This window comes from Streptomyces sp. NPDC059373 (assembly GCF_042751495.1).
Classification (GTDB): domain Bacteria; phylum Actinomycetota; class Actinomycetes; order Streptomycetales; family Streptomycetaceae; genus Actinacidiphila.
The window spans coordinates 1-13,051 of record NZ_JBHYXC010000015.1; the positions used below are offsets into that span (position 1 = coordinate 1).

14 protein-coding genes are annotated in these 13,051 nt (G+C 72.6%); 5 read left to right on the forward strand and 9 right to left on the reverse strand.

Features of this window, described 5'->3' with window-relative positions; genetic code table 11:
• Positions 1-762 (forward strand): DUF6777 domain-containing protein (locus ACFXJ5_RS20925; RefSeq protein ID WP_384632875.1); only part of this gene is annotated, 762 nt, incomplete at its 5' end.
• 113 nt (positions 763-875) lie between these two features.
• On the forward strand, positions 876-1,982 hold the full coding sequence (locus ACFXJ5_RS20930) for a nitrous oxide reductase family maturation protein NosD (protein WP_384632878.1): 1,107 nt from the start codon (positions 876-878) through the stop codon (positions 1,980-1,982).
• A 9-nt stretch (positions 1,983-1,991) separates the two neighbouring features.
• Here ACFXJ5_RS20930 and ACFXJ5_RS20935 read toward each other — a convergent pair whose 3' ends face one another.
• Complete coding sequence (locus tag ACFXJ5_RS20935) at positions 1,992-2,447, reverse strand: Crp/Fnr family transcriptional regulator (protein ID WP_384632881.1); 456 nt, start codon at positions 2,445-2,447, stop codon at positions 1,992-1,994.
• A gap of 20 nt (positions 2,448-2,467) precedes the next feature.
• The gene (locus ACFXJ5_RS20940; RefSeq protein ID WP_384632883.1) at positions 2,468-3,775 is read right to left on the reverse strand and encodes a phosphoribosyltransferase family protein; all 1,308 of its coding nucleotides are present in this window, start codon (positions 3,773-3,775) and stop codon (positions 2,468-2,470) included.
• 45 nt (positions 3,776-3,820) lie between these two features.
• Here ACFXJ5_RS20940 and ACFXJ5_RS20945 point away from each other — a divergent pair, with 45 nt between their 5' ends.
• The gene (locus ACFXJ5_RS20945; RefSeq protein WP_384632885.1) at positions 3,821-4,567 is read left to right on the forward strand and encodes a DUF72 domain-containing protein; all 747 of its coding nucleotides are present in this window, start codon (positions 3,821-3,823) and stop codon (positions 4,565-4,567) included.
• Here the strand turns inward: ACFXJ5_RS20945 and ACFXJ5_RS20950 are convergent.
• Positions 4,516-5,196 (reverse strand): Mut7-C RNAse domain-containing protein, encoded by a 681-nt coding sequence (locus ACFXJ5_RS20950; RefSeq protein WP_384632888.1) that lies wholly within the window; start codon positions 5,194-5,196, stop codon positions 4,516-4,518. The genes ACFXJ5_RS20945 and ACFXJ5_RS20950 overlap by 52 nt on opposite strands.
• Before the next feature lie 17 nt (positions 5,197-5,213).
• A complete protein-coding gene (locus tag ACFXJ5_RS20955) occupies positions 5,214-6,638 on the reverse strand; it encodes a lipase maturation factor family protein (protein WP_384632891.1) in 1,425 nt (474 codons plus the stop codon).
• A 159-nt stretch (positions 6,639-6,797) separates the two neighbouring features.
• Between ACFXJ5_RS20955 and ACFXJ5_RS20960 the strand changes: the two genes are divergently transcribed.
• Positions 6,798-7,754 (forward strand): YbhN family protein, encoded by a 957-nt coding sequence (locus ACFXJ5_RS20960; protein ID WP_384632893.1) that lies wholly within the window; start codon positions 6,798-6,800, stop codon positions 7,752-7,754.
• Between the two features lie 14 nt (positions 7,755-7,768).
• Here the strand turns inward: ACFXJ5_RS20960 and ACFXJ5_RS20965 are convergent, their stop codons facing one another.
• From ACFXJ5_RS20965 to polX, 3 genes are all read right to left on the reverse strand, one after another.
• On the reverse strand, positions 7,769-8,554 hold the full coding sequence (locus ACFXJ5_RS20965; protein WP_384632896.1) for a VOC family protein: 786 nt from the start codon (positions 8,552-8,554) through the stop codon (positions 7,769-7,771).
• A 68-nt stretch (positions 8,555-8,622) separates the two neighbouring features.
• Positions 8,623-9,018, reverse strand: coding sequence for a hypothetical protein (locus tag ACFXJ5_RS20970; protein WP_384632899.1), 396 nt, complete (start codon positions 9,016-9,018; stop codon positions 8,623-8,625).
• A gap of 5 nt (positions 9,019-9,023) precedes the next feature.
• Entirely contained in the window at positions 9,024-10,745 is a 1,722-nt protein-coding gene (gene polX / locus ACFXJ5_RS20975; protein ID WP_384632902.1) for a DNA polymerase/3'-5' exonuclease PolX, read from the reverse strand.
• A 160-nt stretch (positions 10,746-10,905) separates the two neighbouring features.
• Between polX and ACFXJ5_RS20980 the strand changes: the two genes are divergently transcribed.
• A complete protein-coding gene (locus ACFXJ5_RS20980) occupies positions 10,906-11,115 on the forward strand; it encodes a dodecin (RefSeq protein WP_384632905.1) in 210 nt (69 codons plus the stop codon).
• On the opposite strand, the gene ACFXJ5_RS20985 is transcribed toward ACFXJ5_RS20980, so the two are convergent.
• Together ACFXJ5_RS20985 and ACFXJ5_RS20990 are read right to left on the reverse strand one after the other, a co-directional pair.
• Positions 11,112-11,978: an amidohydrolase family protein gene (locus ACFXJ5_RS20985; RefSeq protein ID WP_384632908.1), complete on the reverse strand. Its 867-nt coding sequence runs from the start codon at positions 11,976-11,978 to the stop codon at positions 11,112-11,114. The genes ACFXJ5_RS20980 and ACFXJ5_RS20985 overlap by 4 nt on opposite strands.
• On the reverse strand, positions 11,975-12,949 hold the full coding sequence (locus tag ACFXJ5_RS20990; protein WP_384632911.1) for an aldo/keto reductase: 975 nt from the start codon (positions 12,947-12,949) through the stop codon (positions 11,975-11,977). Before ACFXJ5_RS20990 ends, ACFXJ5_RS20985 begins: the two co-directional genes overlap by 4 nt.
• Positions 12,950-13,051 lie beyond the last annotated feature (102 nt).

Sequence of the window (13,051 nt, forward strand, 5' to 3'; positions counted from 1 at the left end):
CTGGCCGCCCCCGCGCCCGGCCCCGCCCCCTTCACCCCCTCCGTGGCCGACGACTCCCTCCCCACGGACGTCCCGACCCCCACCGCCAGCGCCTCCCCCGGCGACGAGTTCGGCGCGCCCGCCGTCGCCGGCTCCACGCCGGGCCTGTACGGCGGCCACCGCGGCGTCTCCAGCTGCGACGTCTCACGCCTCGCCAAGCTCCTCACCGCGGACCCCGTCAAGGCCAAGGCCTTCGCGGGCGTCGTCGGCATCGACGCCTCCGCCATTCCCTCGTATCTGCAGGGGCTGACCCCGGTGCTGCTGCGCGCCGACACCCGCGTCACCGACTACGGCTACCGCGGCAGCTCCGCCGTGGCCTTCCCCGCCGTCCTCGAGCGCGGCACCGCCATGCTGGCCGGCCCGCACGGTCTCCCCCGCCTGCGCTGCCCCGGCGGCAACCCGCTTCAGCCCCCGCCCGCCACCAACGGCCCCGAGACGTTCACCGGGTCCGCGTGGTCCTCCTTCCGGGCCTCCGACGTGATCGCGGTCGCCCCCGCCTCGCACCGGCTGACGCAGTTCGTCATCTACGACCCGGACCACGGGTCCTGGTTCATCCGCCCCGTCGGTACCACCGGCGCCCAGGACCGCCCCCGGTCGGCCCCCGCCACCCCGGCGCCCACCGCGATCCGCACCACCCGTACGGCCGCGCCCACGACATCGTCGTCGCCCTCCGTCAGCCCGAGCACCTCACCGCCCACGACGCCAGCGTCGTCAGCGTCCTGACGATCGGCCAATGGGCTGAAACGACCGGCTGGTCGAACGCCGCTGCCGATAATGCGCCAACCCGAGAGATATGACAGTCCGTGGCCAGTCGGTCGATCTCTCAGGAGGCAGACATGGTGGGCAACCCCACCCGTATCGCCTTGGCCTGCGCGCTCGTCGCAGGACCGCTGTTCTGCGGCGGCGCAGGAGCAGCACAGGCAACCCCCGCTCTCCACCCGCAGCCGCACCACACGACGTTCGTGGTGAAGCCGGGCAAGGGCACGCCGATCCAGAAGGCGGTTGACCGGGCACGGCCCGGTGACACGGTCTTCGTGCAGCCCGGGCACTACACCGAGAACGTCGTCGTCACGAAGTCGCTGACACTCGTGGGTTCCGGCTGGGGCACACACGGCTCCGTCATCAGTCAGCCGAAGAAGCCGCGCAGGACGGCGTGCGAGGGCAGCAACGGCATCTGTGTCATGGGCAAGGTGGACAAGAAGGGGAAGGTCGTCCGGCCGGTCGCGCACGTGAAGGTGACGGGCTTCGAGGTCCGCGGCTTCACCGACGACGGTGTGGTCGGCTTCGGCACCCACGACTTCCGGGCCGAGCACATCAAGGCCGTAAGCAACAAGGAGTACGGGGTCACTTCCTTCCACGGGACGAACACCGCGCTCACCAACAACGACGCGACCGGCTCCGGCGAGGCCGGCATCTACCTGGGCGACTCCCCCGACGCCCGCGGCTGGGTCGGCGACAACAACGCCTGGAAGAACGACATCGGCGTCCTGGTCCGGGACTCGACCGGGGTCACCGTCTCCGGCAACCGGACCGGCGACAACTGCGCCGGCATCCTCGCGGTGAACAGCGGCATGGGTGCCATCGCGGGCGGCAAAATGACGCTGCGCGACAACACCGCCAACGGCAACTCCCGCCACTGCGCGGCGATGGGCGACGTGCCCGCGCTGTCCGGCCTCGGTATCGGCCTGGCCGGCGTCCACGACGTGACCGTGGTCCACAACACCGCCGACGGCAACCGCCACACCGGCACATCGCTCGCCTCGGGCGGCATCGCCGTCTTCTCCACCAAGGGCATCGGCGGCGCCGACCCGCGCAACAACAAGATCGAGTGCAACGAGGCCTTCGGCAACCGCCCGGTCGACCTGTTCTCGGACCGTACGGGCAAGAAGAACGTCTTCAAGAACAACAAGCACCGCACGTCGAAGCCCGCCAAGCTTCACTGAGCCGGTCGTTCAAGCGTGCTCCTGCAGTCGGGGCCCGTAGATGTCGATCATCCGGTTGCGCGCGGAGTTCAACCGGTGGGCGATGGTCTCGGCTGCGGCGAGCACGATCGCGTGGCCCAGTGCCGGGTCCTCCCGGCACAGGTCACGGATCTCGGCGGCGCCGAACTCGTACGCGCCGACGCTGCCGAGGGCCCGGCCACCGAGCTGCCAGCGGTACGGGGCGAAGAGCCAGGACCAGCCGAGCAACTCGCCGGGTCCGAGCGTCTCGACGCTCACCAGTCCCCGGCCCGGAATGGTCATGTCCAGCGACACCGCGCCCGACCGTACGATCCAGAACCGGTCGGCGAACCGGCCCTCGTCGAAAATCCGCCATCCCTGCGGGAAGGTCACCTTGGACGCCTGCTCCAGGAACGTGCGCCGGTGGTTCGCGGGGAGGGCATCCAGCATCGTGACCGAGCTGCTCATCGAGGCCTCCTGATCAGCTGCTACCCCTTCCCCTCAGGGTAAGGCGACGAGCGGTGCGGGAGGTGTCCCAGGAACCAGTCCCTTGCGAGGTGGGCCACCTGCTCGAGTGCGCCGGGCTCCTCGAAGAGGTGCGTGGCCCCGGGGACCACATGGAGCAGGTTCGGACAGCGCAGCTCCTCCTGCGCCCGGCGGTTCAGATCGAGTACGGCCCGGTCGGCGCCGCCGACGATCAGCAGCGTGGGCGCCCGTACGTGGCCGAGCCGGGGCCCGGCGAGGTCGGGCCGGCCGCCGCGCGAAACCACCGCCGCGATGTCCTCCCCCGCGTCGGCGGCGTCCGCGGCCGCGCACAGGGCGGCCGCGGCGCCGGTACTGGCCCCGAAGTAGCCGATGGGCAGGCCCTGCGCCTCGGCGCGCAGCCGGCGGGTGACGTCCGTGAGCCGTCGGGCCAGCAACCCGATGTCGAAGACGTATCCCCGGTCGCCCTCCTCCTCGGGGGTGAGCAGGTCGAGGAGCAGGGTGCCGAGACCGGCCTCGTTGAGCGCGGAGGCCACGGCCCGGTTGCGGGGGCTGTGCCTGCTGCTGCCGGTGCCGTGGGCGAACGCCACGACGGCCTCCGCTCCATCGGGCAGCGTGAGGTCCCCGGTGAGGCGGACCCCGCCCGCCTCGTACCGGTTCTCGACGGTCGTGGGCGCCCGGACGGCGGCCCGTTTGAGCAGCGCCGACACCTCCTCGTCGCCGGTCTGCGAGAAGTCCCGGTACCACTCGCCGACCGCGAAGAAGGACTGCGGCGCGTGCAGGCACACCACCGCGTCGGCCGCCACGCGCAGCGCCGCCACCGCGTCCGGCGCCCCCACCGGGACGGCCACCACGACGCGGGCCGCGCCCTGGGCCCGTACGACCTGGCAGGCGGCCAGCGCGGTCGCGCCGGTGGCGACGCCGTCGTCCACCACGATCACCGTGCGGCCGCGCAGGTCGGTGCGGGGGCGGCCGTCGCGGAAGCGGTGGGCCTGCCGGGTGAGCTCGGCCTCCTCGTGGCGCTCCACCTCCTCGAGGTCGTCCCGGCTCACGTGGGTCATGCGGACGATGTCGTCACTGACGACCCTCGCCCCGCCCTCTCCGATGGCGCCGAAGCCCAGCTCCCGGTGGTACGGGACGCCGAGTTTCCGTACGACGACGATGTCGAGGGGGGCGTGCAGCGCCCGGGCCACTTCGTACGCCACCGGGACGCCGCCGCGCGGCAGGCCGAGGACGACGGGGTGCTCGGATCGCAGGTGGGGCAGCTGTGCGGCGAGGCGGCGCCCGGCGTCCGCGCGGTCGATGAACTGCATGGGTTCTCACCCCCAGCGGTATCCAGTCCGATCTAGCCTGACAGCATGGCCGTACTCACCGGGACGTCCGGATGGCAGTACAAGGACTGGCGCGGGGTCTTCTACCCGCCCGGCTGCCCGCAACGCCTGTGGCTGGAGTCGTACAGCGCCCGCTTTCCCACGGTGGAGAGCAACAACGCCTTCTACCGGCTGCCGACCCGGGAGACCTTCGCCGACTGGGGCCGCCGCACACCGCCCGGATTCCTGATGGCGGTCAAGGCCAGCCGCTATCTCACCCACATCAAGCGGCTGCGGGACCCCGAGGAGCCCGTCCACCGCCTCATGGAGCACGCCGCCGGGCTCGGCGACCGCCTGGGCCCGGTGCTGCTGCAGCTGCCGCCGACGCTGCGGGCCGACGCCGCCGCCCTGGACGCCTGCCTGCGCTGTTTCCCGCGCGGCACGCGGGTGGCCGTGGAGCCGCGCCACGACTCCTGGTGGACGGACGAGGTCCGGGCCGTACTGGAGCGGCGCGGCGCCGCCCTGTGCTGGGCCGACCGGCGGGCGCGGCCGGTGACGCCGCTGTGGCGGACCGCCGACTGGGGGTACGTCCGCTTCCACGAGGGCATCGCACGGCCGTGGCCGCACTACGGCCGCCAGGCGCTGCAGACCTGGGTCCGGCGGATCGCCGACACCTGGCCGGCGAGCGCCGATGTCCATGTGTACTTCAACAACGACCCGGGGGCAGCGGCAGTGCGCGACGCTCAGGCCTTCACCCGGATGGCGGAGGCCACGATCTCCTCCAGCCGCCCGTGATGGGCCCCCGGCCAGTAGACGTGCCCGCAGGCCCGGCACCGTACGAAGGCGTCCTGGGTGCGGCGGGTGCCGGGCCGTAGCAGGTGCTCGACCTCGCTCTTGCCGACCGGGGCCAGCGTGCCGTTGCAGGCGGTGCAGCGGGTCCAGGGCGCCAGCGGCGGGGCGAAGCGGTCCAGGACGTCGCGCAGCTGCTCGTCGGCGCGGTCGCCCCGGACATACGCGCCCGCGGGCAGTGCACGGCGGCTGAGCAGGCCCCGGTCCTTGGTCAGCAGGACGCGGTGCTCGGCGGTGGCCTGCTCGATCAGCTGGTCGTCGTCGAGGTCGTTGCGATAGGCGGTGTCCACGCCGACCAGGCGCAGCCTGCGGGCCAGCGAGCCGAGGTGGACGTCGAGCACGAACCGCCCCTGCCCGTCCGGCAGGCGCTGCGGCCGGCCGACGGCGCGGACCTCCACCCGGTCCCCGTCGGCGACGATCCCGCCCACCTCGGTCAGGGGGACGCCGAGCGACTCCACGACATGCCCCAGCGATGACGTCCCGTCGTAGGGCACCCGCAGCTCCGGCACCCGGTTCCGCGCCGCCAGGAACAGCCACAGCTCGGCGGGGAACCTCAGCGTCAGCTCGTCGGCCACTCTTCCAGCCTAGGGTCCTAGTACCGCCGGTCCAGGGTCTGGCGGTTCACCGGCGGCAGGTATTCCCGTACGAGCGTGCGCCGCCACCAGGCTCCGGTGCTGCGCAGGGTCGCCCAGTCGGTGAAGCGGTAGTGGTAGAGCCGGGCCCGGACATAGGTCGGCGGGGCGTCGGGGAAGGGGTTGCCGCGCAGCAGCTTCAGGGTCGCGGGGTCGTTCTCCAGCAGCTTGCCGAGGAAGGGCACGAACCACGGCCAGGCGTACGAGGCCGAGATCCCCGCGAACCACATCATCCAGTCCAGCCGCAGGTGGTACGGGGCGTACTGGCGCGGCAGCCGGTGGGGGTCGCCGGGCTTGCCCTTGAAGGGGTACTCCTTCCACACCGTGTCCGGGGTGATCTCGGGTTCGTCGGTGCCTTCGACGGCCACTTCGAGGCGGATGCGGTTGATGCTGCCGAAGGCGCCGTACGCGTTGACCAGGTGGAGGCGGTCGAAGGAGACGTTCATCATCTGGCGGCGCGAGAGGAGGTTGCGGGCAGGCCAGTAGCTCAGCACGAGCACGAGTGCGGCGAAGGCGAGCACCAGGGCCTCGTACCAGGTGGGGGCGGCCGGGAGGGCGGGCGGCTCGGCGATCAGGGAGCCGTCGAAGGCGGAGACGGCGAGGACGACGGTCAGCCAGTTGAGCCAGGCGAAGTTGCCGGACAGGATCAGCCACAGCTGGGTGGCGATGACGATCGAGGCGGCCACGCTCGCGACCGGCTGCGGGGTGAACAGCGCGAAGGGAACGACGAGTTGGGCGACATGGTTGGCCGCCGTCTCGACCCGGTGCACGGGCCCCGGGAGGTGGTGGAAGAACCAGCTCAGCGGGCCCGGCATCGGCTGCGTCTCGTGGTGGTAGTACAGGCAGGTCAGATCGCGCCAGCAGGCGTCCCCGCGCATTTTGATCAGCCCGGCGCCGAACTCGACGCGGAAGACCAGCCAGCGCATCAGCCACAGCACGACCACCGGTGGCGCGGTGCGCTCGTTGCCGAGGAAGACGGCGAGCGTGCCCGCTTCCAGGAGCAGCGACTCCCAGCCGAACGAGTACCAGGTCTGGCCGACGTTGACGATGGACAGGTACAGCGCCCACACCGCCGCCCAGGCCGCCATCGCGACCCACAGCGGCGCGTGGTCGGCCGCCCCCGCCAGCAGTGCCGCCGACCCCGCCGCCCCGGTCCACGCGACGGTGGCGAACAGCCGGTCGGAGTAGCGGAGGTGGAAGAGGCTCGGCGCCTGCCGGAAGGGCACCTGCTCGAGGAACGCGGGCACCGGCAGCAGCCCCCGCTCACCGATGAGCGCCCGGAACTGGTTCGCCGCGGCCAGGAAGGCGACCAGATACACGACGGCCAGACCGCGCTGGATGACCAGTCTGCTCAGCCAGTCGTCGGGCGCCGTGAACCAGTCCATGACGGCTTCTGTACCACCGCACCGGGGCGCTGACCGCCCGGCGGGCCGCACTCGGTGGAAAGGGTGCCTCGTATGGACCGACCATCCGGCAACCACCGCGCCCGCCGGATGCCGGGCGGGCGACACCTGGAGGTCGCCGGGGGTGGGAACGCTGGGGGCATGGCGACAGCGGACACACCCTTCCGGCGCAAGCTGCCCTGGCGGCAGGCGCTGTGCCTGGTGCCGCTGGTGGCCGTCGTGCTGTGGGCGGTGTGGCACCGGGCGCTGCTCGCGGACGGCGTGCGGCGGCTGCTCACGGCGGACCGGCACTGGCTGCTCGTGGCGGTCGCCGTCACAGGGCTCGGGTGGGTCGCGGTGTCGTTCGCCCGGCAGGGGGCCGTGGTGGAGCGGCTGCCGCCGTACCGGCTGCTGGCCGCCCAGTTCGCGGCCGGCGCCGCCAATCACCTGCTGCCGTCGGGGCTCGGCGCGGGCGCGGTGAACCTGCGCTTTCTGCGGGGCTGTGGCCTGACGGCCGGGCGTTCCTCGGCCGCGCTGGCCCTGTACATGCTGGCGGAGGCGACCGGGCGGGTGGCGCTGCTGCTCGCACTGCTGGCGGGCTTTCCGCACGCGCTGCGGCTGGGCGGACTGGTCGACGGCGGCGCCGGGGTGCGGGTCGCGATGACGGCCGGGCTGGTCGCGGGGGCGGTGGCGGTCGCCGTGCTGGTCGTACGGCCCCTGCGCAGGCTCGTACGCCGCTTCCTCGGCACCGCCCTGGCCGACGCCCGCTCCGTCCACCGCCGCCCGGCCCGCGCCCTGGCCCTGTGGGGCGGCTCCCTGGCCTTCCCTGCGCTCCAGGCGGCCGGCCTGGTCGCCGTCTCCGCCGCACTCGACCTGCCGGTCCCCATGGCGCACGTCGCCGTCGCCTACCTCGTCGCGAGCGTCCTGGCCTCTGCCATCCCGGCCCCGGGTGGCATCGGCTCGGTGGACGCCGCGCTCGCCCTGGCCCTGGTGACGGCGGGCGCGCCGGTGGGCGCCGCGACGTCGGCCGTGCTGGGCTTTCGGATCATCACGGTGTGGCTGCCGCTGCTGCCGGGAGCGCTGGTGCTGGGCGCACTGGTACGGCGCAAGGTGGTCTAGGGCTCCGCGACGGGCTATGGGTGGTCGCTGATCAGGGAGAGCAGGCCGCCCTCGGGGTCGCGGACGCCTGCGACGCGGCCGTAGGCGCTGTCCATGGGTTCGCCGGTGATCTCGCCGCCGAGCTCCTTGGCGTGCTGGACGGCGTCGTCGATGTCGGGGACGGCGAAGAAGACGTGCCAGCGGGGCCGGACCCGGGGGTCGGCCGCGGCCTCGACGCCGCCGCCGCGGAGGCCGGCGACGGGGTGCCCGTCGACGTAGAGGACAACGCGGTCGTTCTCCCACTCCACGACGTAGCGGTTGGGGTCGCGGCGGTCCCAGGCGAAGATCTCGCCGTAGAACATGGCGGACGCGAAGGCGTCACGCGTACGGAGTTCGATCCAGGCGGGCGCGCCGGGGAGGCGCAGCTTTCTGGGAGGGCCGGGCACGCCCTCCCAGATGCCGAACGAGGCACCCTGGGGGTCGGCGGCGATGGCCAGTCGCCCGGCGTCGAACTCCAGCGGGCCGACCCCGACCGTGGCGCCCCGGTCGCGGATGTCGGCCGCGGTGGCGTCGGCGCTCTCGACGCCGAAGTAGGTCGTCCAGGCGACCGAGGTCTCCCAGTTCCGGGCGATGGCGCCGATGCCCGCGACCTCGGTGCCGTCCACGACGGCCCGTACGTACGGGCCCCAGCGGTCAGGGCCCGGCGTGAAGGTCCAGCCGAGCAGAGGGCCGTAGAAGGCCATCGCGACATCCAGGTCGCGTGCCATCAGGCTGACCCAGCACGGGGCGCCCGGCACGCAGCAGATTTTCGCGGTGGTCACTTCGGTCTCCTTGCAGCCGTCGCCTACCAGCATGGGGGCGGACTCTCCGCCGGGCATCTCCGGAGCGGTCAGTGCCCGAAGAGGTGCACGCGCCGGTGGCGACGGGCGGCGGGCTCGGTGGTGGCGGTGGTGCCCGCGGTGCTGCCGGTGGTGGTGCCGGCGGTGGTGCCGGCCGGCTCCGTCATGGCCGGGTCGGAGGTGCGTGCCGCCGCGCGGCGCATGGTGCGCAGCTCGGCGTTGCGGCGCCGCTGGCGGGCCGAGCCGCTCGCGATCATCGCGACGGCCAGGCTGAAGACCAGGGTCAGCGCGATTCCGGCCAGGAAGGCGCCGAGTGTGTTGACGGTGCCGAGGTCGTTGCCGAACATCGTCACCGCGTAGTCGGGACCGCCGGAGTAGTTCTCCGAGATCAGCAGGCCCGCGAAGGCGCCGGAGGCGCCGAGCAGGACGAGTCCCAGAAGCAGCATGTCTTTCACACCTTTCGTTGGAGGAAGCGTCGCAGCCGCCCGAGCGGCCACGCGTTGATCACGTCGTCCTTCGTGAGCCAGCCGCGCTGGGCCGTGCCCACTCCGTAACGCATGTGGTCCAGATGAAGGACGGAGTGGGCGTCGCTGGCGATGGAGAAGCGCACCCCGTGCCGTTTCGCCCGCAGGATGTGCTCGTCGGACAGGTCGAGCCGGTCGGGCTGGGCGTTGATCTCCAGGGCCGTGCCGGTGCGGGCGCAGGCGGCGAACACGGCGTCGAGGTCCGCGTCGATGCCCGGCCGGCGGCCGATGAGCCGGGTGGTCGGATGGCCGATGATGTGGACGCGGGGGTTCTCGCAGGCGCGTACGAGCCGCCGGGTCAGCTGTTCGGCCGACTGGTTGAAGTGCGAGTGCACGGAGGCCACGCACAGGTCGAAGCCGGCCAGGAACTCCGCGGGCCAGTCCACGTCCCCGTCGGGGCCGATGTTGAGCTCGGTGCCGTGCAGCACGCGGGTCTTGCCGTGCTTTCCGTCCAGCCGCCGCACCCGCTCCCGCTGCGCGAGGACCTTCTCGTCGGTCATCTGCTGCATGTACAGGTCCGGTGCGTGGTCGGTGATCGCGACGTAGGAGTAGCCGAGCCCGGCCGCGGCGGCCACCATGTCGTCCAGCGTGGCCAGTCCGTCGGTGAGGTCCGTGTGGGTGTGCAGGTCGCCCCGGATGTCGGCCTGCGTGACCACGTCGGGCAGTTCGCCGCGCAGCCCGGCCTCGATCTCGCCGCGGTCCTCGCGCAGGGTGGGCGGGATCCAGGGCAGACCGAGGCGGGCGTAGACCTCCTCCTCGGTCTCGGAGGCGGTGCGCTCGCCGCTCTCGGTGTCGAAGAGGCCGTATTCGGAGAGCTTCAGCTTGTGGTGGACGGCCATCTCGCGGGTGCGGATGTTGTGCGCCCTGGAGCCGGTGAAGTACTGCAGAGCCGCTCCCCAGGCGTCGGGTGGCACGACCCGCAGATCGGCCTGCAGGCCCTTGCTCGTACGGATCGAGGTCTTCTTCTCGCCGTGTGCGATGACGCCGGCGGCATACGGCAGTCGGGTGAAGGCCTCCATGAAGGGGCCGGAGTCGTCCGCGGCGACGAGGATGTCGACGTCCCCGATGGTCTCGCGCATCCGGCGCAGCGATCCGGCGTAGGCGCAGCGCCGGCAGCCGGTGATCTTCGACAGTTCGGCGACGAGGTCCTCGGCGAGCTCGGTGGCGGCGTCCAGCAGGGCGCGGCCGCCGGAGGCCTGCATCAGCCCGATGCCGTGCAGGATGTTCTCCTCGGTCTTGGGGCCGAAGCCGGGGAGGCCGCGCAGCCGCTCGTCGTGGATGGCGTCGGCGAGTTCCTGGACGGAGGCGATGTGCAGGTCCCGGTAGAGGGCCATGGCCTTCTTGGGGCCGAGCGTCGGGATCGCGGTCATCTCCCGCACTCCGGCGGGGATCTTCGCCCGGGCCTCGTCCACGGCCGACACGCTGCCGGTGCGCAGGTACTCGGCGACCTTGTCGGCGACGGACTTGCCCACGTTGGGAATCTTCCGCAGCTCCTTGCTGTCGAGCCGGGAGACGTCGGCGTGATATCCGCCGATGGCGCGGGCGGCCTTCTCATAGGCACGCGCCTTGAAGGCGTCGCCACCGGTGATCGCGAGGAGGTCGGCGTACTCCTGCAGCAGGGCCTCCACCTCCTTGTTCGGGCGCGCCACCACTGCCACCTCCACCGCGCGTCATGAACAGGCCTACGGTCAGCGCCTGCCCGTGACCGCGGCCCGCAATCCTTCCCGTCCGCGCACTCCCCTCGCGGGCGGCGGCCCGATGGGGCACGGTGGAGGTGAAACGGGACCACAACGGACGCCAGGAGTCGCCATGACGGACCACACCTACCGGGTCACGGAGATCGTCGGGTCGTCGCCGGACAGCATCGACGCCGCCATCCGCAACGGGATCACCCGCGCGTCGGAGACCCTCCGGAATCTGGACTGGTTCGAGGTGGTGCAGATCCGCGGGCAGCTGGAGGACGGGCAGATCGCGCACTTCCAGGTGGGCCTGAAGGTCGGCTTCCGCCTGGAGAACTAGCCTCCCGGCCCGCGAAGTCCGTAGACGCGGGTCGCCGTTCCGGAGAAGATCTCGTCCCGCTCGGCGGGGGCGAGGTCCGCGGTCAGGGCGCGGGCGGTGTCCAGCACTTCGGCATACGAGGCGGCCAGCCGGGAGACCGGCCAGTCGGAGCCGAACATGACGCGGTCCGGGCCGAAGGCCTCGATGACGGTGTCGGCGTAGGGCCGCAGGTCCGCCGCTGTCCAGGAGCCCCAGGTGGCCTCGGTGACCATGCCGGAGAGTTTGCAGGCGGTGTTGCGGAGGGTGGCGAGGGGGCGTACGGCGTCGGCCCAGGGGCGGAGTTCGCCGCTCGCGATGGGCGGCTTGCCCAAGTGGTCGAGGACGAAGGTCAGTTCGGGCAGGAGGACGGCGGCCTTGTATGCGGCGGGGAGCTGGTGCGGCTGGAGGACCAGGTCGTAGACCAGCCCTGCCTCGGCCACCGCCGCGAGCCCGCGCAGGACGTCGGGGCGCAGCAGCCACTCGGGGTCGGGCTCGCCCTGGACCTGGTGGCGGATGCCGGTGAGGCGGTCGCCGCCGGGGAGTTCGAGCAACCTGGCGAGGGTGTCCGCGACGCCGGGGGCGGTGAGGTCGGTCCAGCCGACGACGCCCGCGATCAGGTCGCTGCCGTGTGCCAGGGCGAGGAACTCGGGGGTCTCCTCCGGGACGGTGACGGTCTGCACGAGCACGGTCGCGGTGACCCCGGCGGGCCGCGCCTCGGCCTCGAGGTCGGCGACGGTGAAGTCGCGGCGCAGCGGGGCGAGTTCGGCGCCGGTGATCCAGTCCTGGTCACGTACGGCCAGGTCCCAGAGGTGATGGTGGGCGTCGACGAGCGGCGGCGGCGTCATGCGGTCTCCTTCGGAAGCAGCCCTTCGGCGCGCAGGTCGTCCCAGAGGGCGTCCGGCACGGGGTGGCGCAGCATCGCGGCCGCGTCCTGGATCTCGTACGGGGACCGGGCGCCGACGAGCACGCTCGCGACGGCGGGGTGGTCGAGGGGGAAGCCGAGGGCGGCGGCGCGCAGCGGGACGCCGTGCCGGTCGGCGACGGCCTGGATGCGCAGGGCGCGGGCGAGGAGGGCGGCGGGCGCGGGCGCGTAGTCGTAGGTGGCGTCGGGGCGGGGGTCGGCGAGGAGGCCGGAGTTGAAGACACCGCCGACGACGACGCTCTTGCCGCGCGCGGTGGCTTCGGGCAGCAGCTCGTCCAGGGCCTGGTGGTCGAGCAGGGTGTAGCGGCCGGCGCAGAGGACGGCGTCGACGTCCGTGTCGCGCAGGAAGCGGGTGAGCATGGCGGTCTGGTTCATGCCGGCGCCTATCGCGCCGACCGTGCCTTCGGCGCGCAGCCGCTCCAGGGCGGGATAGGCCTGGTGGAAGGCCTGTTCGGCGTGGTCGTCGGGGTCGTGGAGATAGACGACGTCGATCCGGTCCAGGCCGAGCCGGCGCAGGCTGTCCTCGACGCTGCGCCGGACGCCGTCGGCACTGAAGTCCCAGACCCGGCGGTGGGTGGCGGGCACCGCGAAGCCGTTGGCGAGGTCGTCGCCGTTCGTGCCCTCGTCCGGCTCGAGCAGGCGGCCGGCCTTGGTGGACACCGTGTACTCGGCGCGGGGCCGGTCGCGCAGTGCCGCGCCCAGCCGCCGCTCGGACAGGCCCAGCCCATAGTGCGGGGCGGTGTCGAAGTAGCGGACGCCCGCGTCCCAGGCGGCGTCCACGGCGGCCTTGGCGGCCTCGTCGGTGACCGGCGTGAAGAGATTGCCGATGGCCGCCGCCCCGAAGGAGAGCCGGGTGACCGTGACCCCACTCCGCCCGAGCTGTGTCCTCCGCATGCACGATCTCCCGGATACCTCGGATCTATATCTTCCGGGAGGGGACTCTATGGCCTGTCGCCGCCCTCGACAAGGGTTCCACCAGCCTATTCATCCGATGGA

What these genes read in the sequence shown, in the direction of transcription:
- ACFXJ5_RS20930 (WP_384632878.1), top strand. Translation starts at nt 876, where the DNA reads ATGGTGGGCAACCCCACCCGTATCGCCTTGGCCTGCGCGCTCGTCGCA.
- ACFXJ5_RS20935 (WP_384632881.1), bottom strand. Translation starts at nt 2,447, where the DNA reads ATGAGCAGCTCGGTCACGATGCTGGATGCCCTCCCCGCGAACCACCGG.
- ACFXJ5_RS20940 (WP_384632883.1), bottom strand. Translation starts at nt 3,775, where the DNA reads ATGCAGTTCATCGACCGCGCGGACGCCGGGCGCCGCCTCGCCGCACAG.
- ACFXJ5_RS20945 (WP_384632885.1), top strand. Translation starts at nt 3,821, where the DNA reads ATGGCCGTACTCACCGGGACGTCCGGATGGCAGTACAAGGACTGGCGC.
- ACFXJ5_RS20955 (WP_384632891.1), bottom strand. Translation starts at nt 6,638, where the DNA reads ATGGACTGGTTCACGGCGCCCGACGACTGGCTGAGCAGACTGGTCATC.
- ACFXJ5_RS20960 (WP_384632893.1), top strand. Translation starts at nt 6,798, where the DNA reads ATGGCGACAGCGGACACACCCTTCCGGCGCAAGCTGCCCTGGCGGCAG.
- ACFXJ5_RS20970 (WP_384632899.1), bottom strand. Translation starts at nt 9,018, where the DNA reads ATGCTGCTTCTGGGACTCGTCCTGCTCGGCGCCTCCGGCGCCTTCGCG.
- ACFXJ5_RS20980 (WP_384632905.1), top strand. Translation starts at nt 10,906, where the DNA reads ATGACGGACCACACCTACCGGGTCACGGAGATCGTCGGGTCGTCGCCG.
- ACFXJ5_RS20985 (WP_384632908.1), bottom strand. Translation starts at nt 11,978, where the DNA reads ATGACGCCGCCGCCGCTCGTCGACGCCCACCATCACCTCTGGGACCTG.
- ACFXJ5_RS20990 (WP_384632911.1), bottom strand. Translation starts at nt 12,949, where the DNA reads ATGCGGAGGACACAGCTCGGGCGGAGTGGGGTCACGGTCACCCGGCTC.